This is a genomic window from Acinetobacter sp. C13 (genome assembly GCF_016809775.1).
Classification (GTDB): domain Bacteria; phylum Pseudomonadota; class Gammaproteobacteria; order Pseudomonadales; family Moraxellaceae; genus Acinetobacter; species Acinetobacter pittii.
Map to the genome: position 1 here is coordinate 181,697 of NZ_JAFBJL010000003.1, position 26,116 is coordinate 207,812.

At 34.2% G+C, this 26,116-nt stretch carries 19 protein-coding genes; 15 read left to right on the top strand and 4 right to left on the bottom strand.

All coding sequences use genetic code 11. The annotated features are described in order from the left end of the window. Positions 1–43: 43 nt before the first annotated feature. Complete coding sequence (omp33-36, locus tag JGE69_RS10640; protein ID WP_151282549.1) at positions 44–949, bottom strand: porin Omp33-36; 906 nt, start codon at positions 947–949, stop codon at positions 44–46. Between the two features lie 1,002 nt (positions 950–1,951). Between omp33-36 and JGE69_RS10645 the strand changes: the two genes are divergently transcribed. Next, the gene (locus tag JGE69_RS10645; RefSeq protein WP_199113377.1) at positions 1,952–3,661 is read left to right on the top strand and encodes a GGDEF domain-containing protein; all 1,710 of its coding nucleotides are present in this window, start codon (positions 1,952–1,954) and stop codon (positions 3,659–3,661) included. Between the two features lie 34 nt (positions 3,662–3,695). On the opposite strand, the gene uvrA is transcribed toward JGE69_RS10645, so the two are convergent. Next, the gene (gene uvrA / locus JGE69_RS10650) at positions 3,696–6,527 is read right to left on the bottom strand and encodes an excinuclease ABC subunit UvrA (RefSeq protein ID WP_199113378.1); all 2,832 of its coding nucleotides are present in this window, start codon (positions 6,525–6,527) and stop codon (positions 3,696–3,698) included. Between the two features lie 289 nt (positions 6,528–6,816). Between uvrA and JGE69_RS10655 the strand changes: the two genes are divergently transcribed. From JGE69_RS10655 to JGE69_RS10670, 4 genes are all read left to right on the top strand, one after another. After that, complete coding sequence (locus JGE69_RS10655; RefSeq protein WP_199113379.1) at positions 6,817–7,419, top strand: TetR/AcrR family transcriptional regulator; 603 nt, start codon at positions 6,817–6,819, stop codon at positions 7,417–7,419. A gap of 3 nt (positions 7,420–7,422) precedes the next feature. Next, positions 7,423–8,400, top strand: a complete 978-nt coding sequence (locus tag JGE69_RS10660; RefSeq protein WP_199113380.1) for a zinc-binding dehydrogenase — start codon at positions 7,423–7,425, stop codon at positions 8,398–8,400. Between the two features lie 64 nt (positions 8,401–8,464). Next, the gene (locus JGE69_RS10665) at positions 8,465–8,818 is read left to right on the top strand and encodes a DUF1304 domain-containing protein (protein WP_086264742.1); all 354 of its coding nucleotides are present in this window, start codon (positions 8,465–8,467) and stop codon (positions 8,816–8,818) included. Positions 8,819–8,869: 51 nt separating this feature from the next. Beyond that, positions 8,870–9,211 (top strand): GlpM family protein, encoded by a 342-nt coding sequence (locus tag JGE69_RS10670; RefSeq protein WP_199113381.1) that lies wholly within the window; start codon positions 8,870–8,872, stop codon positions 9,209–9,211. 50 nt (positions 9,212–9,261) lie between these two features. Here the strand turns inward: JGE69_RS10670 and tenA are convergent, their stop codons facing one another. Next, on the bottom strand, positions 9,262–9,936 hold the full coding sequence (gene tenA, locus JGE69_RS10675) for a thiaminase II (protein WP_199113382.1): 675 nt from the start codon (positions 9,934–9,936) through the stop codon (positions 9,262–9,264). Between the two features lie 262 nt (positions 9,937–10,198). Between tenA and JGE69_RS10680 the strand changes: the two genes are divergently transcribed. The 3 genes from JGE69_RS10680 to ssb all read left to right on the top strand — a co-directional run bounded on the left by JGE69_RS10680 (position 10,199) and on the right by ssb (position 13,431). Further along, the gene (locus JGE69_RS10680) at positions 10,199–11,281 is read left to right on the top strand and encodes a DUF475 domain-containing protein (RefSeq protein ID WP_005066886.1); all 1,083 of its coding nucleotides are present in this window, start codon (positions 10,199–10,201) and stop codon (positions 11,279–11,281) included. Between the two features lie 146 nt (positions 11,282–11,427). Then, positions 11,428–12,792 (top strand): MFS transporter, encoded by a 1,365-nt coding sequence (locus JGE69_RS10685; protein WP_014207901.1) that lies wholly within the window; start codon positions 11,428–11,430, stop codon positions 12,790–12,792. A 51-nt stretch (positions 12,793–12,843) separates the two neighbouring features. After that, a complete protein-coding gene (ssb, locus tag JGE69_RS10690) occupies positions 12,844–13,431 on the top strand; it encodes a single-stranded DNA-binding protein (protein ID WP_005066890.1) in 588 nt (195 codons plus the stop codon). Positions 13,432–13,950: 519 nt separating this feature from the next. Here the strand turns inward: ssb and JGE69_RS10695 are convergent. Further along, positions 13,951–14,721 carry a LuxR family transcriptional regulator gene (locus JGE69_RS10695; RefSeq protein ID WP_199113383.1) on the bottom strand — a complete coding sequence of 257 codons (771 nt, stop codon included), beginning with the start codon at positions 14,719–14,721 and terminating at the stop codon, positions 13,951–13,953. A 1,208-nt stretch (positions 14,722–15,929) separates the two neighbouring features. Here JGE69_RS10695 and JGE69_RS10700 point away from each other — a divergent pair. From JGE69_RS10700 to JGE69_RS10730, 7 genes are read left to right on the top strand one after another with little or no spacing between them, the layout of a single operon-like run. Next, positions 15,930–17,615 carry a fatty acyl-AMP ligase gene (locus tag JGE69_RS10700; protein ID WP_199113384.1) on the top strand — a complete coding sequence of 562 codons (1,686 nt, stop codon included), beginning with the start codon at positions 15,930–15,932 and terminating at the stop codon, positions 17,613–17,615. 43 nt (positions 17,616–17,658) lie between these two features. After that, on the top strand, positions 17,659–19,365 hold the full coding sequence (locus JGE69_RS10705) for an acyl-CoA dehydrogenase family protein (RefSeq protein ID WP_199113385.1): 1,707 nt from the start codon (positions 17,659–17,661) through the stop codon (positions 19,363–19,365). A gap of 7 nt (positions 19,366–19,372) precedes the next feature. After that, on the top strand, positions 19,373–21,037 hold the full coding sequence (locus JGE69_RS10710; RefSeq protein WP_199113387.1) for an acyl-CoA dehydrogenase: 1,665 nt from the start codon (positions 19,373–19,375) through the stop codon (positions 21,035–21,037). A 19-nt stretch (positions 21,038–21,056) separates the two neighbouring features. Continuing rightward, complete coding sequence (locus JGE69_RS10715) at positions 21,057–21,302, top strand: acyl carrier protein (protein ID WP_199113389.1); 246 nt, start codon at positions 21,057–21,059, stop codon at positions 21,300–21,302. A 38-nt stretch (positions 21,303–21,340) separates the two neighbouring features. Beyond that, on the top strand, positions 21,341–23,218 hold the full coding sequence (locus JGE69_RS18160) for a beta-ketoacyl synthase N-terminal-like domain-containing protein (RefSeq protein WP_199113391.1): 1,878 nt from the start codon (positions 21,341–21,343) through the stop codon (positions 23,216–23,218). A 2-nt stretch (positions 23,219–23,220) separates the two neighbouring features. Beyond that, the gene (locus JGE69_RS10725) at positions 23,221–24,237 is read left to right on the top strand and encodes a 3-oxoacyl-ACP synthase III family protein (RefSeq protein ID WP_199113393.1); all 1,017 of its coding nucleotides are present in this window, start codon (positions 23,221–23,223) and stop codon (positions 24,235–24,237) included. Position 24,238: 1 nt separating this feature from the next. Continuing rightward, on the top strand, positions 24,239–26,116 hold the full coding sequence (locus tag JGE69_RS10730; protein WP_199113395.1) for an HAD-IIIC family phosphatase: 1,878 nt from the start codon (positions 24,239–24,241) through the stop codon (positions 26,114–26,116).

A 26,116-nucleotide genomic window follows, 5' to 3' on the forward strand; every position in this document is an offset into this window, starting at 1 on the left:
AGGACTCAAATGAGTCCTTTTTTAATTCGATTTCTAAATTAAATTAGAAACGGAATTTAGTATTTAAGCCGATAGTTTGTGTATCGTAGCTAGTAGAAGCATTTTTAACATCAGCTTTCATGTACGATGCACCAACTGCTAAAGCTGGAGTAATGAAGTAGTTTACGTTACCACCCCAAGCTTGACGGAATTCACCAAGGTCATTACCTTTGATGTCAGCTACACCATCGTTACCCACGAAAGATGCACCAACACTTAACTTAGGAGTTAAGTAAAGGTCAGTTTTCAAACCGTATTGGTTTTCTTGACCGAAAGCACCAGCAGCTTCAAAACCAATTGCCATGTTAGTTCCATCGATTGGACCTACATATTTAGCACGTGCTGTAACAGCATCTTGGTCGTTTTGAATCGCAGCAGTTTGGTTTACAGCAGAGTAGATACCGTTGCTGATGATACCGAAGTTATCTAAAGCGAATTGGTTAGCAACGCTTGTATAACCAACAGTCATCAAGAAGTTAGGTAACAACATAGCACCAACTTCTAATGCATAACGGTCGCCGTTGTCATCTTTAGAGAAGTTGTTTTTACCATCAACATCAGTGTGGTTGTAAGTTGCGCTAGCATATACAGGAAGGTAAGGAGTAGGAACATAAGCCTCACCTTTAACACCGTAAGTACCAACGTGGTAGTTTACGTTGCCTTGGTCATACTGTTGGTAGCTGTAACCTACAGATACGTTAGAAGCTTGGTTCAAGAAAGCTGCTTCAGCTAAAGGACCTTTAGTGGTATCAACATTTTTTAAATAGTATGTACCAGCAACGTCACCAGTGAAGTTTTTATCATTTGCAGTTGTGTCAACATATTCAGATTGACCTTGAACTTCAAATTGATAAGCATGAGCACCGGTCATGGCTAATAATACAGCAGTGGCTAAACCAAGTTTTTTCATAATCATTTCCAGCATTAACAAGAGATAAAGCTGAGGTCATTGTATTGTAACAATTTATGAAGTCAATAATAGATAAAAGGTAATGTTAATGAAATTTGATACTTATGTTAAAAATGATTAAAAAACAATCAATCGAAGTATATTATGTCAACCTGATAAAAAAATGAACATTAACAAACAGCTAAACCTTAAGTTTCATAAGGATTTGGCATTAAATAGTTTCAAAATAATTACATTTATAATTGGAAAAAATGATTATATTAATCGGATTTAACGTTAATTAATTTGTTGATCTGTTCGATAAATAATCATTTAAATATTATTCTTGTTCTAATTTTTATATGTTTTGAGTAATAGTTATCACTATTTTGATAAGTTTATCTAAATAATTTATCTATTTTAGATTATTATATAAGTTAATAAATCAAAAAAAAAAGGCTTTAAGTTGAAAAAACGATTAATAAATTGATTTTGATCAATTAAATCTACTTTACGAAATTAGAGATAAGTCACATAATTCAATTACAAAGTTTACTGTCTAACATATTTTTGGTTAGAAGTACTTTTCTAGATACGATGTGTTATCACATCAAACTTTATGAGCTCAACTTTCCCCAAGGTTGAGCTTTTTTTTATCTATAAGAAAACATTAACATTTATTAAAAAAAATTACATGAAAATTCATCTTTTGCTTTGTATAAAAAGAACCCATCTTAAAGCTGGATTTTGTGTGAGGGGAGAAATGTTTAAGAGGCAAGTAAATACTTTATTATCATAAGTAAAAAAAACTTTGATTTTTAAAGTAAGGTTTTTTATAAAATCATTCAATTTTTCGATTCATTTTATTATTTAAGCTTACTAAAATGTAGGAATCGTATAATTATTAAAAGAGAAATGAAGGGGCTAATGATGAAATTTTAGTTATTAAAATGCTAGGATGGATTTAAGCCTAATTTATATCGTATTAAAAATGGCAGGGCATTTACGGAGTACCAGCTAGAAATGTCAGGATTACGTTCAGAGCATATTAGTAATCGACTGTTCTTTTTTATGCTGGTTATTATTTTATCTTTATTATTCATGGCAGTACCTCTTATTGTGGGAAGCTATCAGGATTATATAAAAACTAGACAAGCTCTAGCTGAAATAAAAAGTTTAAGAGCAGTTGCCGATATTGCCTATAAAGTTTCTAAAGAACGTGCTCCTGCCAATAAAATGATGTCGAGTGGTCCTCATGATTTGGTAAAAAATCAGCAAGAATTAAAAAAATTTCGTTTAATTGTTGATGAGCAAATTGATACAAGCATTCTTATCTTAAAACAAGCAGGCTATGTCTCCTTAGCGAATGAACTACAAACGACCTTCAAAGAAAATCTTAGACAAGCACGACGTGTCGTTGATTATTATGGTGAAACTCCATATGGAGCCAGAACTTCCATTCAAATGGATAATGCCATTTTAGGGATGTTTGGAGTATGGGATAACTGTAGGGAAATACTGCAAAAGCTGATGTTGCAGTTAAAAAGTAAAGATAGCCGTATTTCTAATTACTTTACACTCATTATCGTTCTGACTGATATGCGCGATCAGGCTGGGCGTATGGCATCTAATATTATTGCCCCTCTAAGTTTTAATGAAGAAATTCCAAGTAATAATCGTGCTCGTTCGCTACAAACTCAGCATCAAGCTAGATATTTGTGGATTTTGGTCGATACCTTGCAGCCTGAACAAGCAAAAACTCCAGAATATCGTCGGTTATATTCCCGAGTGAAATCGGAATTTATAGACAAGGGTATACCGATTGTAGAAAAGCTATTAGAAGAAAGTCAAAAGGGGGAGCCATATTATTTAAATGGTACCCAATTAACGGAAGCAATCGTTGATAAATTTACTACTGTGGTTGATTTGCAAAGTTATATTCTTGATGAAAGTGTAGTCATTGCCGCTCAAGAAAATGCGATTGCTCGAAATGGTTTCTTTTTAACCTTATTTATTTCTTTAATTTCATTAGCTACTGCATTACTTACCTTGATATATGCTCAAAGAAGAGTATTTTCTCCTTTAATTAAAGCAAGGACTTTAATTTTAGATTTATCGCATAGTTCTGATCATTGTAAAGATGAGATGAATGTCACAACAAAAGGGGAATTTTTTTCTTTGTTTGAAGCGATTGATCGATTACAACGAATGTTGCAACAACGAGATGCTTTTGAATTTCAATTAAAGAATATTGCCAATACTGATCCGCTCACTGGTGTGTCTAACCGTTTAGCTTTATCTGAATATTTAAAAATTGTTGAAAGTTACCCTCAAAAATTTACGCAGACTTGTTTAATGATCATAGATATAGATCGTTTTAAACAGGTGAATGATCAATACGGCCATATTGTGGGTGATCACGTCATTGTGAGTATTGCTGAGCAATTAAAGCAAAATATCCGAAGTTCGGATTTAATTGTTCGTTATGGTGGTGATGAATTTTTAATATTGCTAGAACAGGTGCAATTTGTAGATGCTCGCCTTTTAGCAGAGAAAATTCGTATTGCAATTTCTTTAGAAGAAATTGATTTATCGGGTTCAGAAGAAAAGTTGCATGTGTCTGTCAGTATTGGTTTTGCTATTGGAGCAGCGAGTTGGATAGAACTCTTAGAGAAAGCGGACAGTTCACTCTTAAGGGCTAAAGCCCGAGGCCGGAATGTAGTTGAGGGATAAAAAAGCCGGAAATGATTTCCGGCTTTTTATTTTATTACTTCAACATCGGTTTTAAGAAGCGTCCAGTGTGGGAAATTTCAACCTCAGCCACTTGTTCAGGTGTGCCTTCGGCAATGATCATACCACCGCCCGAACCACCTTCAGGACCTAAGTCGACAACCCAGTCTGCTGTTTTAATCACATCAAGGTTATGTTCAATCACCACAATGGTATTACCCTTGTTGCGTAGCTCATGCAAAATGTCGAGTAACTTGGCAATATCATGGAAATGCAAACCTGTTGTTGGTTCATCCAAGATATATAAAGTTTTACCCGTATCTCGTTTCGCTAACTCACGTGCAAGTTTTACACGTTGCGCTTCACCACCCGAAAGTGTGGTAGCAGCTTGACCTAAGCGAATATAGCCTAAGCCTACCTGAGTTAAGGTTTCTAAACGGCGGTGGATGACCGGAATTGCGCTAAAGAACTCAGCAGCATCTTCAACAGTCATTTCTAAAACATCAGAAATGTTTTTGCCTTTATAGCCCACTTCAAGTGTTTCACGGTTATAACGTTTGCCATGACACGCATCGCAAGGCACATACATATCAGGTAAGAAGTGCATTGCGACTTTGATCATACCGTCGCCTTCACACGCTTCACAGCGTCCGCCTTTTACGTTAAACGAGAAACGGCCAGCGCTATAACCGCGGGCTTTTGCCTCTGGTGTTTGTGCAAATAACTCACGGATTGGTGTAAATAGACCTGTGTACGTTGCAGGGTTAGAACGTGGTGTACGTCCAATTGGGCTTTGGTCAATATCAACAACTTTATCCAGATGTTGAAGCCCATCAATCGAGTCAAACTTTTCAGCTGTTAAGGTCGTTGCACCATTGAGCTGTGTAGCTGCTAATGGAAGCAAAGTACGGTTAATCAGTGTTGATTTACCTGAACCTGAAACACCAGTGACGCAGGTCATAATACCAAGTGGAATTTTCAAATCGACATTTTTAAGGTTATGACCACTTGCCCCAGAAAGTTTGATGAATTCATCTGGGCGCGGTGATTGAGTCCGTTGTTTTGGCACTTCAATTTTGAGTTTGCCAGAAAGATACTGTCCTGTAAGAGAATCAGCATGTTTAGCCAATTCATCATACGTACCTTCAGCAATAATTACACCGCCGTGTACACCAGCACCAGGACCGATATCAATAATATGGTCAGCAGCACGAATTGCATCTTCATCGTGTTCAACGACTAATACGGTGTTACCTAAATCACGTAAGCGAATGAGCGTTTGCAATAAACGATCATTATCACGTTGATGTAGACCAATTGATGGTTCATCGAGCACATACATGACGCCCATTAAACCTGCACCAATTTGCGAAGCTAAACGGATACGCTGTGCCTCACCACCAGATAGGGTTTCGGCAGAGCGAGCTAGACTTAAATAATTCAGTCCCACGCTCACCAAGAAGTGTAGACGTTCACGAATCTCTTTAAAGATTTTATCTGCGATTTCACCTTTGGCACCTTCAAGATTTAGGCCTTGATAATAGCTTTCAGCGTCACCAATCGACATACGAGTAATGTCAGCAATGGTCTTGTCTTTCACACGAACATGACGTGAAATTTCATTGAGACGTGAACCATCACATGCATCACACGCAGCATTGGAAAGATATTGAGCTAAATCATCTCGTACATAGTTACTTTCAGTTTCACGGTAACGACGTTCAAGGTGCGGCAAAATTCCTTCAAACGGTTGTACGCGAGTGTGTTTACGGCCACGCTCATCGATATAGCTTAAATCGACTTTTTCTTTACCCGTACCTTGTAAGAATTTCTTCTGAGTATCTTTATCAAGCTGGTTCCAAGGCGTATCAAGTTGAAAACCAAAATGATCGGCAACTTTTTGCAGCATTGAATAATAATATGGACGCTGACGATCCCATCCACGAATAGCACCCTCACTAATTGCAAGATCAGGATTTGGAATCAGCTTTTCAGAGCTAAAATGACTGCGTGTACCTAAACCATCACAAACAGGGCAGGCACCGAACGGGTTGTTAAACGAAAACAAACGTGGCTCAAGCTCTGCAACTGCGCGATCACATTCAGGGCATGAGTGCTTTGCAGAAAAAACACGATCAGGATGTTCACCATTCATCCATGATAAAACAGCAATATCGCCACCTAAACGCAGTGCAGTTTCAAATGATTCGGCAATACGGTTACCTAAATCTTCACGCACTTTGAAACGGTCAACCACAACCTCGATGGTATGTTTTTTCTTTTTGTCGAGTTCTGGTGGCGTATCAATATCAATGATTTCACCATCCACACGGGCACGAACAAAACCTTGACCTTGTAGCTGCTCGAACAAGTTACTGTATTCACCTTTACGTTCACGAACCACTGGGGCAAGCAACATAAGTGCTGTACCTTCCTCAAGGTTTTTTACCGCATCGACCATTTCAGAAACAGTTTGCGCGACCATCGGCAAATCATGTTCAGGGCAGTAGGGCGTGCCGACACGTGCATAAAGCAAACGCAAATAGTCATAAATTTCGGTAATCGTACCGACGGTTGAACGTGGGTTATGGCTGGTAGATTTTTGCTCAATGGCAATCGCTGGTGATAAACCCTCAATCGAGTCGACTTCAGGCTTTTCCATTTGCGATAAAAACTGGCGGGCATAGGCCGAAAGTGATTCGACGTAACGGCGTTGTCCTTCGGCGTATAGGGTATCGAAGGCAAGAGAAGATTTTCCTGAACCTGATAACCCCGTAATTACCACAAATTTGTCGCGTGGAATATCGAGGGACACATTTTTTAAATTATGGGTGCGTGCGCCTCGAATACGGATATGACTTTGGCTCATAAAACATCTCAATTATGTATTGATGAAAATTTAGGTGTTGGTTGATCAGTCACGAGGGGTGGCTGGTTATAAACAACAGACCATATGATAACGATTTAAAATTGTTCAAGTGGTACAAAATGATTTAAAGCGACAAATTGTGACGGTTAAACGACAATCGACAAAATTTGTTTAATTAAGCAGGTTGTATTTTTAACATTCCTTACTTCAGATTTCTACTCTAAGCAAATTTTAACCAGCAACATAACTTTACTAGACGACTGGTCTAATAGTTGTTTATGATGTATGCATGAAACGATTAAATAAAAGTGAAACCACACGACAGCACATTTTAGATACCAGCTTTGAGTTGGTGCTACGAAAAGGGTTTGTCGGTGTTGGTTTGCAAGAAATTTTAAAGGCTTGTGACGTACCTAAAGGTTCGTTCTATCACTACTTTGCTTCGAAAGAGGCATTTGGCTGTGCATTGCTAGAGCAATATATGGCTGACTATAAAGTGCGTATGGAACAACTTTGGCAACATAGCGAGCAAAGTGCTCATGCCCGTTTAATGGCTCTATGGCAGGCATGGATTGATGATCCCGTAAACGGTAGTTGGGCTGAAAACTGTCTGATTGTGAAGTTAGCAGCAGAGGTTTCTGACTTGTCGGAAGATATGCGTCAAATTCTCAATGACGGTGTGCACAAACTAACGCAGCGTTTGGCTCTACTACTCAAAGAAGGGCAACAAGAAGGATCAATTCCAAAACACGTTGAGCCTTTAAAAACTGCGCAAGTCATGTATCAGTTATGGTTAGGTGCTGCTTTACTCACAAAATTGTCGCAAGACAAAGCACATCTACATCTAGCTTTAGAAACCACCCAAGAACTCTTAAAACCGATAGAGGAATAAAGCATGCGAAGTATTATCCATCGTAATTTTGGCGAACCTGTAGACGTTTTAGAGCAGGCGGATATGCCAAAGCCGGAACCGAAAGCAGGCGAAGTACGTATTAAAACCATCATGTCTCCGATCCATAACCATGATGTATGGACAGTACGCGGAAGCTATGGCTATAAGCCGACTTTACCTGCGATTGGTGGTAGTGAAGCAGTTGGTATTGTTGATGCGTTGGGCGAAGGCGTTACTCATGTACAAGTCGGGCAACGTATTGCAGTTGCAGCTGTGCATGGCAGTTGGGCTGAATACTTTATTGCACCAGCACAAGGGCTTATTCCGCTCAATGATGAAATTGATGATGAGACAGCAGCGCAGCTGATTGGTATGCCAATTAGTGCTCTCATGCTATTGGACTTTGTAAATGTTCAACCGGGTCAATGGCTCATTCAAAACACGGCGAATGGCGCAGTAGGTAAAACGGTTGCCATGATTGCGCAGGCACGTGGTTTACCTGTCATTAATTTAGTTCGTCGTACTGACGCAATTGCAGAGATGCAAGCATTAGGTATTCAGCATGTTGTTGCAACTGATCAACCTAACTGGAAAGAGCAAGTTAAACAAATTCACGGCGACCAACTTCTGATTGCTGGTGTGGACTCGATTGGTGGCAGCGCAAGTGGTGAAATGCTTAATCTGCTCAGTGAAAATAGCCTGCTTGTTTCGTTTGGCAGTATGACTGGTGAAACTATGCAGATTTCATCGGGTGATTTGATTTTTAAACAAGCGACAGTAAAAGGTTTCTGGGCGAGTGTGGTCAACAAAGAAATGCCGGCAGCGCGTAAAAAGGAACTGATTGTTGAACTATTAACGCTAGCGACTCAGAAAAAATTAATCCTACCTGTAGAAGGCGTATTTAGTTTTGATGAGATTAAAACAGCTGCTCAAAGAGCAACGCAAGGTGCTCGTCAAGGCAAAGTGTTGTTAAAGCCCTAACACATAAAAGATCAGTCGAGAGACTGATCTTTTTTCATATCTTTAAAATAAAAAGGAAAATTGTATGATCGGACAAATTTTAATTGCGCTTATCGCAATATTACATGTCTATATTTTAGTACTAGAGATGTTTTTGTGGGACAAGCCTTATGGCATGAAAGCCTTTGGAAATAATGCAGAAAAAGCAAAACTCACCAAAGTTATGGCACAGAACCAAGGGCTTTATAATGGCTTTTTAGCGGCGGGTTTATTTTGGTCTTTATTGGTAGATGCACCATTTGCCACATCACTTGCCAATTTCTTTTTAGGCTGTGTATTCATTGCAGGTATTTATGGTGGTCTGACTGCCAGCAAAAAGATTATTTATATTCAGGCAGTTCCAGCTTTGATTGCATTGGTCGCTGTTAATTTTCTTTAAAAAGCGCAAAATACAGCGTTTTGGGTTGGAATGACCAGATAGGATCAGCGCATGTGGGCGTTATTTTTAAAATGTATGTTGGGGGCTGGGATTGTCCTTATTATTTCGATTTTATCGAAAAGTAAGGCATTTTATATTGCAGGCTTAGTCCCGCTTTTTCCTACATTTGCTTTGATTGCTCACGTGATTGTTTTTCAGCAAAAAGGGGCAGAGGCGTTACAAAAAACAGCTCTGTTTGGTCTATGGTCACTTATTCCCTATGCCATTTATTTAATTGCTGTTTATGTGCTGGCAACGCGTATGTCGATGTGGTCTTGTCTAGGACTGGCAACTTTATGTTGGGTGGTGGCCGTGGCAGGTTTGATTTACGGTTGGCAGTTGTTTCAAAGTTAAATTTAAGGCTGACCATTTAAATAATTAAATGGTCGAAGCCTCATCTTGATTTAGATATGATCTAAACCTAACCATTGTCTTTGATGGTAGGCGCTATCCCAAAACAACCATTCAAGTTTTGCACCCATGGTGTAAGCAGCATGCATTTTTTCTAAAGTGTCTGCATCACAACGTGCAGCAACTTTATCTACTGTCGCAATCACATTACGAACGGCGGTATGGAACTCTTCACCTGCGTAGGTATCAATCCATGCTTGGTAAGGGTTATCCGGAATTGATTTATTTACAATATCTTTGCCAACTTCGGCATAAATCCAGAAGCAAGGTAAAAGCGCAGCAAGTACAACGGGGTAGCTTTCAGACCAAGCAGTTGCTGTTAAAAATGAAGTGTAGTGGTGGCCTGCCAAAGTTAATGGTGTATTTTTAAATTCTTCTTGGGTTACTCCAAAATTTTTCATGAAGTCATCATGCAAACTACGCTCCACCACAATCGCAATTTTAGCTGCATCTGAAAATTGCATAATATCGTCAGCCTCAAAGGCCTTTGCTGCTGCAACAGCAAGCACACGACCATAGGCCACTAAATATTGAGCATCTTGAATAACATAATGACAAAAAGCTTCTTTATCTAAAGTACCGTTAGCAAGTTCCTGATTAAAAGGCAGGTCGAGAATTTTTTGATATAAATTTAAATTGCGTTGCCAAAGTTCTTGAGAAAAAAGCATAAAAACATTCCATTTAAATTAAGACAGCTGAACCAGATTTTAAATCAATTTTAAAATACAAAAATAATAATGATAGATATATCCAAAGAAAATATTTAATACGATTAATGAGTTAATTAAATATTATAAATTTCTTTATTAAACATATAGATAAATGAAATTGAATAACGGCACAAAACAACATCGTTTTGTGGTTAATTATCGATATAATAGCGGCGGTTTTTAAGAAAGATTAAATTTATTCTTGGTATAGGTCTGATCCATGAAGCATTTCCGATTTTCGATATTTTTTACGGTGGTGTGTTTAGCACTATCCGCGTATTGGGGTTTTACCCATGGACCTGAAGCGGGCGTGTCTACCATGCTTAAAGCTTTAACAATTACAGCCATTTTAGCTGTAATGGAGGTCTCTTTATCTTTTGACAATGCTGTCGTAAATGCATCGGTTCTACGTAATTGGGATCCGTTCTGGAAAATGCTCTTTTTAACGGTAGGTATTTTAATCGCCGTTTTTGGTATGCGTTTAATTTTCCCGGTGGCGATTGTTGCCGTGACTGCGGATATGGGAATGATTGAAGTAGCTAAATTGGCACTCAATGATCCGAAAACCTATTCTGAACGTTTAATGGCACATCACGCTGAAATTTCGGCTTTTGGTGGAACATTCCTATTACTGGTGTTCTTAAACTTCTTCTTTGATGAAGAAAAAGAAACCCATTGGTTCAGATGGCTTGAAGCTAAACTTTCTAGTTTAGCAAGCGTACCAGCAATGTCTGTCTTTATTGCTCTAATTGCGATGTTAATTATGGCAGCAAATGTTGATGAGTCGCAGCGCCTTGTGGTGACTATGGCAGGTATTTGGGGCATTGTGGTTTATATTGGCGTTGAAGTATTAAGTCATATGTTAGGTGGTGAGCCTGAAATTGACGAAGATGGCAATGCTATTATGAAAGATGGATCGGGCGCGGCTTCTGGCGTAGTTAAAGCGGGTATAGGTGGTTTCTTATATCTTGAAGTATTAGATGCATCATTCAGTTTTGATGGCGTGATTGGTGCTTTTGCAATTACTAGCGATGTTGTCGTGATTATGCTGGGCCTTGCGATCGGCGCTATTTTTGTCCGTTCAATGACAGTTTACCTTGTTGAAAAAGGCACACTAGATGCCTATGTGTTCTTGGAACATGGCGCGCATTATGCGATCGGTGCTTTAGCATTCATTATGATTGCAAGTGGTACAGGCGTACATGTACCTGAAGTTGTTACTGGTTTAATTGGTGTAGCGTTTATTGTTTGGGCGGTTATTGCTTCAATTCAATATTCAAAGCGCGAGCAACAATCGCCTTAAGCTAATTTTCAGCAAACTTCGATAGAATAAAGAGGCTGAATGCCTCTTTATTGTTTTAAGCCCAAATCGTTATTTTAAATAAGGTGTTCCGTATTTTTAGAAACGAATCGGCTTATAATTTACCTAGTTTGATAACGTGTATTGATATGATGAATGCTTTGGAACGTCGCTCAACTTTTGCCTTAAGTAGTATTTTTGCACTACGCATGTTGGGCTTGTTCATGATTATTCCTGTCTTTTCTGTAGTTGGGCAGTCATATCAATATGCGACTCCAGCACTCATTGGTTTGGCTGTAGGTGTCTATGGCTTAAGTCAGGCGATTTTGCAAATTCCATTTAGCTTACTGGCAGATCGTTTTAGCCGTAAACCACTTGTGGTCTTTGGCCTATTACTGTTTGCGATTGGTGGTGCAATTGCGGGTTTATCTGACACCATTTATGGCGTAATTATTGGCCGTGCTATCGCTGGGGCGGGTGCAGTTTCAGCTGTTGTCATGGCGCTTTTAGCCGATGTGACACGTGAAGAGCAGCGTACTAAAGCCATGGCCGCGATGGGCATGAGTATTGGTCTGTCTTTCGTGGTCGCTTTTAGCCTTGGGCCTTGGCTCACAAGCCTTGTCGGTATTTCTGGCTTATTCTTTGTCACGACCATTATGGGCTTGATTGCGATTGCGATGTTATTGCTTGTACCTAAAGTCACTCGCCATCATCGTAATTATCAGCAAGGCTACATGGCACAGCTTAAGCAAGTCATTCAAATGGATGATTTAAACCGATTACACGTTTCGGTTTTTGCACTGCATTTATTGCTGACGGCCATGTTTATTTATGTGCCTTCACAGCTCATCGAGTTTGCACATATTCCTTTAGCAAGCCATGGTCTAGTGTATTTACCACTGTTAGTCATTAGCCTGTTTTTTGCATTTCCAAGCATTATCATTGCTGAAAAATATCGCAAAATGCGCGGGATTTTCTTAACAGCAATTACAGGCATTATTGCAGGTTTGCTGCTGCTCATATTTGGTTACCAGTCAAAATATGTTTTGCTTGCTGGCCTAGGAATTTTCTTTATTGCATTTAATGTGATGGAGGCTTTATTGCCTTCTTGGTTGTCGAAGTCTGCTCCAATTCAGTCAAAAGCAACGGCTATGGGCGTAAATGCCAGTAGTCAGTTTTTAGGCGCTTTTTTTGGTGGCACACTAGGTGGTCAATTATTGATGTTACATAATACTGCGATTGGATGGAGTGTCTTGGCAGGGATTGCTATAATATGGTTGCTAATTAGTTTTGGTTTAGCTCAGCCGCGGTATTTGTCATCGATTGTGTTGCCATTGCCGCAAGTGCAACAGGTGAATGAGTGGACCACACAGCTATTGGCAATTCGTGGTATCGAAGAAGTTGTGGTGATGCCTGACCAGCAAGTTGCTTATATTAAAGTCGATAAACAGTCTCTAGATGATGCTGCGCGACGTGATTTAACGCAGTTGTTCGGTAAAGAGGTAGCCATTTAAGCATAACTCTTATAAAGTAAAACATAGAAATTTATAGGATGAAGACAGCTAATGCGTGGTGTAAATAAGGTTATTTTGGTTGGTACTTTGGGTCGTGATCCTGAAACAAAAACTTTTCCAAATGGGGGCTCGTTGACCCAATTTTCAATCGCGACAAGTGAAGCTTGGACTGATAAAAATACCGGTGAACGTAAAGAACAAACAGAATGGCACCGTATTGTTTTGCATAACCGTTTAGGGGAAATTGCTCAGCAGTTCTTACGTAAAGGTTCTAAGGTTTATATTGAAGGTTCATTACGTACGCGTCAGTGGACAGACCAAAATGGCCAAGAGCGTTATACAACAGAAATCCGTGGCGACCAGATGCAAATGTTGGATGCTCGTCAACAAGGTGAACAAGGTTTCGCTGGTGGTAATGATTTTAATCAACCACGTTTTAACGCACCTCAACAAGGTGGTAATGGTTATCAAAATAATAACAACCAAGGTGGCGGCTATGGCCAAAACAGCGGTGGTTATGGTAACCAAGGTGGTTTCGGTAATGGTGGAAGCAACCCTCAAGCGGGTGGTTTTGCGCCTAAAGCGCCACAACAACCGGCTTCTGCACCAGCTGATTTAGACGACGATTTACCGTTCTAGTACACTTGAGAAATTATGTTTTGTTAAGTTCTAAAAATTAACTTTAGAAAACAATACTTTAAGAAAAGGTTTACAGAATTACAAGTAATTCTGTAAACCTTTTCTGTTTTTAAAGAGGTTTTGGTAATTTCAATAAAATGAATTGTAATAAGCAATGGTGAGAGATTCGTTTTTCTTCTTGATAAGAATAGTCACGCAATGTCAAACCCTAATCTTTATTCTGTTATTCATTAAATGAAACAGAAGGCAGTCAATTAATAGCATTGTTGCTATACGTGAAGACATTAAAGTTTTGTATCAAGTATTAGATAAGTTAGCTATTAATTTAGAACAAAGACTTCAAATCAAAAAATCTTAAACTTTCCAGCTAAAGCTCAAAATGAAAGATATGAGCTAATTTTATATCGCAGAAATTTAAATACCATAAATTAAAGAACTTCGCTAATTATAGGATTGGGGTTACATGAGCTTATAAGAACGTAATATTAACCCTAATTAAAAATACCTTGTGGTTTTATGTTACTGGGAATGGTCCATAAAATTTGGTAAAATAACTTTTCTAACGATTCCTTGAGCTACTGCATGTTGTCTATTTTTAGCTCCAATTTTTTTAACAACATTATTCATATGAAATAATACGGTTCTTTCAGTTATACCTAAAATTTGTGAAATTTCCCATGAAGTTTTACCTTCACTAGCCCACAATAAACAATCATGTTCTCGGCTAGTTAACTTTGATATATTTGTGTTTAGTTTATTACTTTTTATTAAATTACTTGAGTATATGCAATCGGATAGATGACAAGCTAACAACATTCCGAAAGGAATACTTTGGGTTAAAATTTTTTCACTATTTTTAATGTCTAATTTACTTACTAAACTTATCATTCCCATATCACCTTTAGCAGTTGTAAAGGGAATACTTACTCCTGAATTGAGATTAAACTGTTGAGCTACAGTAAACATTGTTTTATATCGTGGTTCTTGATATTTGGGTAGTTTAAGAAGTTCATGCCAAAAAATAGGTTTTGCATTTGAAAAACAATAATCTGTTATTGGGTCACATTTTTGGAAATTTCTTTCAAAATATATTTTACACCAAAGCTTAGGGAAATTATCAATTATGATAGTTTGAGGTTTAACTAATGAAGTAGTATCACAAATGCAGATCATAAAATAATCAATTTTTATACTATTGAAAAAATAATCACATATCTGTATAAACTCTTCTTTAGTAACAGCTTTTTCAAAATTTTCTTTAGTAATATCAATTAAATCATATATATCCATTGCTTCCCCTCTTCTAATGAGTATTAATATCTACTCAATTTTTGTAAAACTATAATTTATACTCTTAGTTGAAAATTTTGGTCATTAATTCCTATAAGTTTTTTTCATAAAGACATGAGCTATTTATGTATAAGATAATTTCTGATTTCATTGTAATAAATCTCAATATATCCAAACAATCTTTCATCCATTCTTTTCGGATATTAAAAAAGCAGTCAGTTAAAAAAAACTATTTTTAGCATATAAAATAAGCATCTATTACTGTATACCATCTAAATGACTTTTTTATGACATGCTTGAGTCCATTGATTTATCATTACTGCTCTATCCGTATAGCTAAAACGTTATTCTATTAGAATGTACTAAAGCTCATGAAGATATTGAATTCCAAATGATGATTGTATTGTGGTGTACTAATCTACTGAAAAATAATAGGTAGTAAAATAAGTCGAGAAGAACATGTAATCATATTTGGCTTTATATAGGAATAAGTCAGATACTATTAGGCTGAGATTCAGCTAGTATTAAATTTATTTAAAATTCTGTAAATTAGTCTTATAAGCATATTATACTCATAAATTAGCCTTTGTTAGTTATGTAGTGATATGTTCTATTTTACAATTATTTGTTTATACTAATTGTATTTTGTATTAATTTTGATATTAATTAAGTTCTCTACTAAGAATTGATTTTGGTTTTTGGGGATAAAATTTAATATATAGCCAATTTTTTGATTATCATAATTATATATCTAACATATTAGTTTACTGCGTAGAGAATTTTTTTAATTATTATTGATCTGTGTGAAGTTTATACTTTTCATAAATATCTTACTAAATTCAATCTGTAGAAGTGGCCTTATAAATTCTTTTTAAGAATGCTCAATAATCTAACGGTAATGAATATTTTCTGATGATTTGGATAGAGTCCAATACTTAAATTAAAAATAATTAATAAAATTAATAACTTATTGTTTTTCATTTTGTCATTTTATATTGTTTATATCAAGATTTAAATAATTTAGAAATATAATTAAATTAAAAGTTATTTATGAAATTACATAATCATGGCCATCTATAGTGTACCTGTCAGATGTTACAGGTTTTGGTTGGAAAGTTTTGATTAATTTCAAAATAAATATAATAATTTCCAAAATTTCTTATATTCATTAATAAAATTTATATCTTGCTCATCTTTACAGGAAAATTATGCAAACTATCATTGATTATTTTAATTACAATATAAAAAATGCTGGAAGTAAGCCATCATTAGTGCTTTTAAATGATAGAGGTGAGAAAAGTAAAGTATTAACTTTTAGTGAATTACATCAAGAAGTCCTGAAAGTTGCGGGTCATCTACAGAAGAGACTAAATAAAGGCGATCGCGCTTTATTGTTATATAAACAAAATGTAGATTTCATTATTGCATTTATGGCTTGTCAATATATTGGTGTTGTTGCAGTACCAATGTCTTTTTATTCATCAAAATCGGTTCACTTTCAACGAGTTCGTTATATTTTGAAAGACGCTGATGTTTCAGCTATTTTAAGTACGCAAAGTTTAAATAATGAAATTCAGGTATGGAATGAAAGTTCTAATATACTTTGTATTGCAACAGATAATTTAGAAGAAATATACCGATTAGAATCAGTAGCATTAAGCCAATCTGATCTAGCATTTTTACAATACACATCTGGTTCGACTAGTGACCCTAAGGGTGTCATGGTTAGTCATGGAAACTTGCTTCATAATAGTTTGCTTATTAAACATAAATATCAACATAGTAGTAATACTGTAATGGGTGGATGGCTACCGTATTATCATGATATGGGGTTGATTGGACTTATTTTACAGTCTTTATATTTGGGTGCGACATTAGTTCTTATGTCACCTATTGCATTTGTAAAAAATCCAATGAATTGGTTAAAAGCAATTAGTGAATATAAAATCACTACATCGGGCGGTCCTAATTTCTGTTTTGAACATTGTGTAAAACTATATAACCCTAATAAGTTATTAGATGTAGATCTATCGCATTGGAAAAATTGTTTTAATGGTGCGGAACCAATTAGAGAAAAAACAATTGATACATTTGCTAAATTATTTAGTCAATATGGTTTTAAAGGACAATCTTTTTACCCTTGTTATGGTTTAGCTGAGGCAACATTATTTGTTACCGGTGGTAATCCTGATATGAAGTATCGCACTTTGTATATTGACTCCTCAGCTCTTTCATTAAATAAAATTATTGAGAAACAGGAGGGTGATGGTGTTTTTGCAGCTGTAAGTTCTGGTTGGAGTTATGAGTTAGACGTTATTATTGTTAATCCTGAATCTAAACAACAACTAGCTGAAAATGAAGTTGGTGAGATTTGGGTGTCTGGTTTATCTGTTGCAAAAGGATATTGGGGGAAGATTTCTCTTAGTGATGAAGTATTTCATGCAAGAACTAATCCTGAGAATGGGAAAGAATATCTAAGAACTGGAGATTTAGGTTTTTTAAATCGTAATGAATTATTTGTAACTGGCCGTTTAAAAGATTTAATTATTATTAATGGTAAAAATATTTATCCTCAAGATATTGAGGAACATGTTACACAAATGGATCCTGTCCTATTTTCGGGTTACTCAGCAACTTTTAGCTTAGATCATGATCACAATGAAAAAATTGTAATTGTTCAAGAAATTTCTAATAGATCCCAACTTGATAAAGAGCAGTTCATTGAAATAAAAAAGAAAATAAATTTAGAAATTAGTGCAAATTTTCAAACACCTGTTGCTTCAATTGAATTTATGCCTAAAGGTAGTTTACCACGAACTACAAGTGGCAAGGTGCAGCGAAGAAGAGTAAAAGATTTATGGCTTAAAGGTGAGCTCACAATAATTAATTTTTAATTTTTGTATTTTATTCAGTTCCAAACAGAAAAATGGTTAAAGCATGATTAATCTAAAATGGTTGACGCACGAGTTAGAAACTGCATTAGGTGGTGCCTATAATTCAAAAAATATATATTCAAATCAAGCATTATTAGAGCTTGATCAAAGATCTGAATTTCCGAATGCAATCGTAAATAAGCTTAATGAGTGGGGGTTGCCAAATTATTATATTCCTAAAGAACATGGAGGAAGACTCGAAGGATATGATGAACTATTTCATTTGCTTAGATTAATTTCACGACGAGATTTAACAACAGCTATTGGTCATGGAAAAACCATGTTGGGTTCAATTTCAATTTGGATAGCTGGTTCTGAGTTTCAATGTAAAGAATTGGCTAGTAGTCTTCAAAGCTATGAAGCTATTTCTCTAGCATTAACAGAACAAGAAAATGGTAGTGATATTTCGTCTACTAATACTGTAGCTCATAAGTCAAATAACAAATTTATTTTAAATGGTGAAAAATATCTGATTAATAATGCTCGGCGATCCAAAACACTTTCAGTATTTGCACGTACAAATAACGAAAATAATTCGCGTGATTTTAGTATTTTTTGGGTGGATAAAAGCACTTTAAATGAGGGGCAATTTAGTTATTTACCTAAAATAAAAACACATGGTATTCGTGGTGCAGATATTAGTGGAATCCGTTTTAATAATGCAATTCTATCAAAAGATCAATTGGTTGGGCTTGAAGGGCATGGATTAGAAATTATCTTGTGTGGATTCCAGATAACAAGAACTTTATGCTGTGCTTTATCTTCTGGTGCAGGTGATCATGCACTAAGAATGGCTTGGCAATTTGCGAATCAACGTCATATTTATCATAGTACATTAGCTCAACTACCTCTTGTAAAAAGAAGGCTTGAACATGCAGCTATTGATTTAATAATTTCAGAATGTGTAAGTCTTTTTTCTAGTCGTGCAATAAATTTATTACCTCAACAAATGAGTATTATCTCTGCTGCTGCAAAAGCTTTTGTGCCCCCTGCTATTGAGTCAATGACTAATTATTTAGTAGATGTTCTTGGTGCTAGATCCTATCTTGAGAGACTTGATGATTATGGGGATTTTAGTAAATTGCAACGAGATTGTAGACTAATTAGTTTATTCGACGGTAATACAACCATTAATTTACAAATGCTTATTGTTCAACTTCCTGCTATTGCAAAAAAAAGATTTAAATGTGCTGAAGATGTACTTTTAAATAAGGAAATGGAATATTTATTTTCACTTAAAGAGGATCTTCCAACATTAGACTCTAAACTTCTAAAATTATCAAGTAAAGGAAATGATTTTATAGTTTCAGGTCTTTTAAATGCAAAGTCTAATATAAATATTTTAAAAGAGATTGATGATAAAATACGTTTCAGAATAAATAATAAAATTGAACAGTTAATAATTAAATTAGAAGAAGTGGACGATTATTTTTTAAATCATGCTTTATCTAAAGATATACCTGTATCATCGTTTAAAAAAGCTGAAGAATATACAAAAATTTTTGCTGCATCATGTTGTATTCATGCATTTATTTATTCATCTCATTACATGCATAAAGTTGTTCGTAATGGTAATATTTTGTTGAATTGTTTAGAAAGGTTACTAGGGAAAACATTATCATCGACACAAGATTTAGAGAGCTTAGTCAATTCAGCTGTTGATAATAATCTATTGATTTCTAAATTTGAATATTCACAAATTAATAATTAAGGTTGAAATGAATACTTTACAAATATTAAATAGTTTAAATCAACTGCAAGCTAAGCATCCTAGTTTCTCAATAAATAATATTTTAGCTACAGATGAAGCTTGTGTTCTAAATATTAATGCGGAGAAGCAATTAGATGCCTTGAAACTAACATCAATTTTAACCATTAATGAAGATAATCAAATTAATTATTCAATGCCAGACTTGGTAGAGATTTTACGTAAAATCAGTCAAAAAGATTTAGGTTTTGGACTCGGTTATATACTTACTACATTTATGGCAGTTACAAATATATGGGTTGCTGGTTCCGTTGAACAAAAAAAACAATGTAATAAACTCCTTTCTGAAGGAAAAAAAATTTCTATTTCTTATCATGAGCTTAATCATGGAAATGATTTTACAAGTAATGAGCTATATGCAGAAAAAGTTGAGGATGGGTATTTATTAACTGGTAAAAAAGAAGTTATTAATAATATTTCTCGTGCAGGAGGGATTGTATTGCAAGCAAGAACCTCTGACATTTTACAAAATAAAGGTGCTAAATCCCATTCATTATTTTTTATTGACCTTTCCCAGTTGGATGAAAATAATTACGAATTTATAGAAAGATATACGACACAAGGTGCAAAAACATGTCAAATTGGGGGGATTGAATTTCATCAATGTTTTATATCTGATAATACTTTATTGGGAAAATTAGGTCATGCTTTTAATTATGGTTTGACAGCATTCCAAATTACGCGTGCTGTCTTGCCTGGTGTAAGTTTAGGTGTAATTGAAACTGCATTGAAAATTACTAATAAATATTGTCATGAGCGTATTCTGTATAACAAAGAAATATTAAAAATTCCTAATATTCAGAATCTATTGAGTAAAGCTTGGTTAGAATTTTCAATTGCAGATAACTTAAATTATGCTGTTCTTGGAGCTCTACATATTTTACCTAAACAAATGTGTGTACTTGCTTCTTTAGCAAAGGCTCAAATTCCATTGCGGATGAGAGAAGTTCTTAAGCATTTAGCTTTAATCTTGGGTTCTCGATATTATATCCGTGAAGGTGAAGCAGTACTCTTTGAAAAAATACTACGCGACTATCCAATCGTAAGTTTAGGGCATTCAAGTAGTTTTACTTGCCAGTCAGCTTTAATAGCTCAAATGCCATTTATTGTAAGAAAGCTTAAACCAACTACTCATGATTTAGAAGAAATAATACCAGCAATTTTTATACAAGATCAATTACCTGTATTTGATATTCAAAAACTCCGTTTATTTACTGATGGTTCGGATACTCTTTTTCAAAGTATACCTTATTGGATTAATTTAATTTCCCGATTAGAAGTTTCAGAAAATTTTACTATTGAAAATAAGAAAATTATCCTTGGGTATTTAGAATATCTCCAAATAACTAGTGAATCTATTATTCAATCTGATTTTAATCCGCAGGATATTTCCTCGTTTGATGCTCTTGAAAAATATATGTGGGTTCAATGTGCTATAGCAACTATAGGGCGCTGGAGTTTTGATCAAAAATCAAAATTTTTTAAAGATTCTATTTATTTAATTACAAGTCTTGACTTTATATATTCTCAATTAAATCAAACTGAATATTTACCTTCTGCATCTATTGAACAATATCTTCTTCAATATTTAGATGATTTTAATACTACGAACTAAATTGCTATAGAGGCTTCTTATGAATATGACTATTGAACAGATTACAAATTTTATTATTGAAAGACTTGCTAATTTATCACAAATTCCTGTTGATCATTTTGATGTAAATCAACCGCTTGCAAACTATGGTGTTGATTCTATACATGCTTTGAGTTTATGTGCTGAATTAGAAGAATGGTTGAAAATAGAAATTGACCCTACATTCGCTTGGGATTACCCAACAATATCACTTATGGCTAGTTATATCCTTTCAGAAATTAACTAAAAATAAATTTTTTTATAAATTTTGAATGGAGACATGAAGTGGAAAATATTGTTATTAGAGGAATGGCTTGTCAATTTCCTGGTGCTAGAAATCTAGAAGAATATTGGGAGGTTATAAAAAATAATAAAATCAGTATTCAACCTTTTAGTCCAAGTCCAATAGATTCAAATAGAAATCATATGCGAGCTGGATATATTGAAAATGTTGATCAATTTGATGCAGAGTTTTTTGGAGTTTCTAAGCGTGAAGCAAAACTCATGGATCCGCAGCAAAGATTACTATTGCAAAATACTTGGCATGCTATTGAAAATGCAGGTATTGCTCCAGAAACATTACGTGGTTCCAAAACTGGTGTGTTTATTGGAGCTATGGCAAATGATTGGTTTGAGCGTTCAGTAGATACTGAAACACTTAATAGTCAAATGATTACAGGTAATGGCTTAGCATTACTAGCGAACCGGATTTCATATTTATTTGATTTTAAGGGTCCAAGTTTAACTATTGATACAGCTTGTTCTTCTTCATTGGTTGCTCTTAATCTCGCCATTCAATCTTTACAGCAAAATGAGTGTGATTATGCAATTGTTGGGGGAGTCAATGTTATTGCCTCAAGCACGTTAGCACAATTTTATCAATGTTCGGGTATTGCTTCGGCATCAGGATTATGCCGGCCATTTAGTAATCATAGTGATGGTATTATCCGTAGCGAAGGTGTAGGAGTGATTGTTTTATGTCGAAAAAATATACAGATTGCTAATTATGCTGAAATTGTGGGGGGGGTAATTAATCATAATGGGTTGAGCAATGGGATTACTTCTCCAAATCGATTCTCCCAACAAGAGCTATTAACTGAAACTTTAAGAAAAACAAAACTTTCATCTCAAGATATATCATATATTGAATGTCATGGTACAGGTACTGAACTAGGTGATCGAATAGAATTACTAGCTTTGGATAATGTCATTAAGCCCCAATCTCTATCTGAGCCATGCTCAATTGGTGCTGTTAAAGGTTTGATTGGGCATACTGAGGCAGCTTCAGGAATTGCAGGGATTATTAAATTAGCCTTGATGTTATATTATAATTATATTCCAAAAAGCTTATATTCAAATCAACCAAATCCTATTTTAGAAAAATGTAAGAATATCAATTTATCTGATAGAGAAATTTTCCTATCAAAAGAAAATATTTATATGGGTATTAGTAGTTTTGGACTTGGAGGAACTAATGCACATTTTATTTTAAAAGATACAGATAAACTGAATTTTATGGAAATGAATAATGATTTAAATCATTTGTTTGAATTTTCTGCACCAAATACAGAATTATTAATTGAGCAAGCATATGGGCTAGTGGAATTTATAAAAAGTCATCCTGAATATGATGTAAGTGCCTTATCTAGTTTATGTTGTAGTGTAAAAAACCACCAAAAAGTAAAAATAAAGCTTTTAGCATCAACATTAAAAGAATTGGAATATAAACTTAAGATGTTTATAGAAAATCCAGATTCTAATGAACTGAAGTATTTAAGTAGTCGTACGGAAATTACTCAAAATAAGGAAGTAAATAGGAGTGTTGAGTTTCCATTTTATAAGTTTAAAAATACTTGTTATTGGTTGGATGATGTTAACCATAAAGAATTAAAAAATGAAATCTTTTTTAATTCTAGTGATGAAATAGTTATAAAATCAATAGCAAATGTATTAGGTCTAGATTCTAAGCAAATTAAACTAGAATCAAAATTGATCAATGATTTAGGGTTGGATTCAATAATCGTAATTGAACTTATTGAAAAACTTAATAAAGAATTACCTGCTGAAAATAAAATTAACTTTATGGATACTTTATATTTAAATACAGTATCTGATGTAATTAAGCATTTTCAAAAATTAAACTTAAATAAAATTGAAGGATAGAAATGTCTACATATATTCAAGGGTTAGGGCTCAGTCTTCCAGGTTTACCTGTTACGAATTCCATGTTATCTCAAAAATTTGGTATAAATTCTGATTGGGTTTCATTATATTTAAAAAATAATAGTCGATACTTTGCTACAGATTTAAATAGTGGTGAAGAAATGATGAGTCTTAAAGATATTTCATATAGTGCTGCTATTGATGCTATTAATAATGCAAAAATAAATATTGAACAAATTGATTTTATTATTATGGCAACAGCAACACCAGATAAATTAATGCCTGCTACTGTTAATGAAATTGCATTTGATCTTGGTTTACTTGGAATTCCTACTTTTCAACTCCAATCAGGATGCTCAGGTGCTATTCAAGCAATATATCTTGCCCATGAATTATTAAGTCAAGAAAAATATAAATATGGTTTAATTATAGGGGCCGATACTTGTAATAAGTTTATAGATCCAATTAAAAATTATAATGAAACTAAACCATCTGAGATTATTAATTATGCACTTTTTGGGGATGGTGCTGGTGCATTAATTTTAAGTTCAGAGAGAAATAATAATGTTCTAGAAGTAGAGAGTGTTAATTATAAAATTTTAAATAAAAAATATGATTCTGGTCAAATTGTAAACTGGAATGGGATTAAAGAAAATTCAAAAGAAATGTTGATGGAAGATTATAAATCAATTGAAAATAATGTTCCTAATATTACGAAAGAAGAACTTTTATATATATTAGAAAATACTAAGAAAAATATTGATCAGATAGATTGGTTTTTATTTCCACAATTATCAGGAAAAATGACTGATAAAATCATAGCTGATATAAATGTTGACTATGAAAAAACAATAAATTGTGTAAAAGAAACTGGTAATAATGGTAATGCATTGCTTATTTTTCAATTAAGTGGATTAATTGGAAAAATAAAGCCAAATGAAAGTGCTATAGCAATCACTGTTGAATCTTCACGTTGGTTAAGTGGTAGTATGTTTATTAAGTGTAAAGAGGGTAATTAAAATGAGTAACTCTTCACTTTCTAGTTTGCATTTAATTTCAAAGCTATATAATAATGATTTTCCAGCTAGTAATTTAAATCAATTAAAATATCTGTTATCTAAATTAAATACTACAGATGATAGAGCTCAAGCTGGTATATTATGTCGTAAATTAGACCAGAAAATATATATTGATCATACATCTTCGAGAAGTTTTAATTTAGCAATAGTTAGTAATTTTACATATCATTCTATTGCTAATTTATTACGTTGTAGATTGTTGGCTGAAGGCGTTTATCCAAATTTTTATTTATCTGATTATAATCAATATTACTATGAACTTTTAAATAATGAGAGCTTACTTTATCAATCTAATCCAAATTTAACATTATGTATATTTGATGAACATATAATTTTTGATGAGCTGAATGAAAACTGGAATATTGAACAATTAGATTCCATTATTCAAAATAAATTATCACAGTTAGCTATATTTGCTGAATATTATAATCGGCATAATTCTGGACTGCTGGTTTTCACTACAATTCCACTTAGTTTAAATAATTTGAAGCAATGTATTGATTACAAGAGTAGAGCGAAAATATGTAAAATCTGGCATCAGTTCAATGCTGATATTAATGCATTATCAGAACAATATAATCATGTATTTACTATTGAAACATCTCATTTATTAAATTCTGGTATCGAATTACATGATCCTCGTTTGGCATTTTATACAAAAGCATATATGAGTACAGATTTACTTGATCAAATCTCTAATGAATTAGTCGGAATTATTCGTGCTCAGTGTGGTTTAGCAAAAAAATGTTTAGTCCTAGATTTAGATAATACAATTTGGGGAGGAATTTTAGGTGACGATGGAATTGATGGTATTCAACTTTCTGGACATCCTGTTGGTGAAGCATATCTCTATTTTCAAAAAGTAGTTAACTATCTTTCGAAACAAGGAGTTTTATTAGCTATTAGCAGCAAAAATGAATTGGCTAATGTCAAAGAAGTTTTTCGATCTCGAAAAGATATGAATTTAAGTTTAGATGATTTTTCAGTAATTTTTGCAAATTGGGATCCTAAAAGTTTAGCAATTAAAAATATTAGTGAAACATTAAATCTTGGTATTGATAGTTTTGTATTTGTAGATGATTCTAATTTTGAGCGAGAAGAAGTTAAACAAAAATTTCCTAATATAGTTGTAATTAATCCTGGATATGATCCTAGTGAATATGTATCTTCGTTATTAAATAATAATAATTTTTGTCAGTTAGAACTTAGTCAGGAAGATTTTAAACGAAGTGAGCTTTATAAAGTAGAAGCAAAAAGAAAAAATGTTGAAAGAGAAAGTAATAATATCGATGATTTTTTAAATCAGTTAAAAATAGAACTTAAACTTTTTGTGCCTATGCAACAAGATATTTCAAGAGTTTCTCAATTAACTTTGCGTACAAACCAATTTAATATGACGACAAAAAGATTAAGCGAAAGCGATGTTGAGTCATATTTGTCAGAGCGAGAAAATAATATTATCAGCTTACAGAGTCATGATCGTTTTGGTGATTATGGTCAAATTGGTTGTATATTTTATCGTATAGAGGGAAAAACACTTTGGATTAATAATTTTATTCTTAGCTGTCGTGTTTTTTCTAGACAAATTGAAGATGCTGCTTTAAGTCATTTACTTACTTGGGCTAAAGCACAACATTTTAAAGAGGTTAGAGCTAAGTTTATACCTACATTAAAGAATCAAAAAGCCTCAGATATTTATGCATTTCATGGGTTTGACTGTATATCTGATAACGATGAAGGAAAAGAATATATTCATATATTAAAATCTATTCTACCCTTGCCAAAACATATTCAAATAAATGCTACTTATGGAAATTGA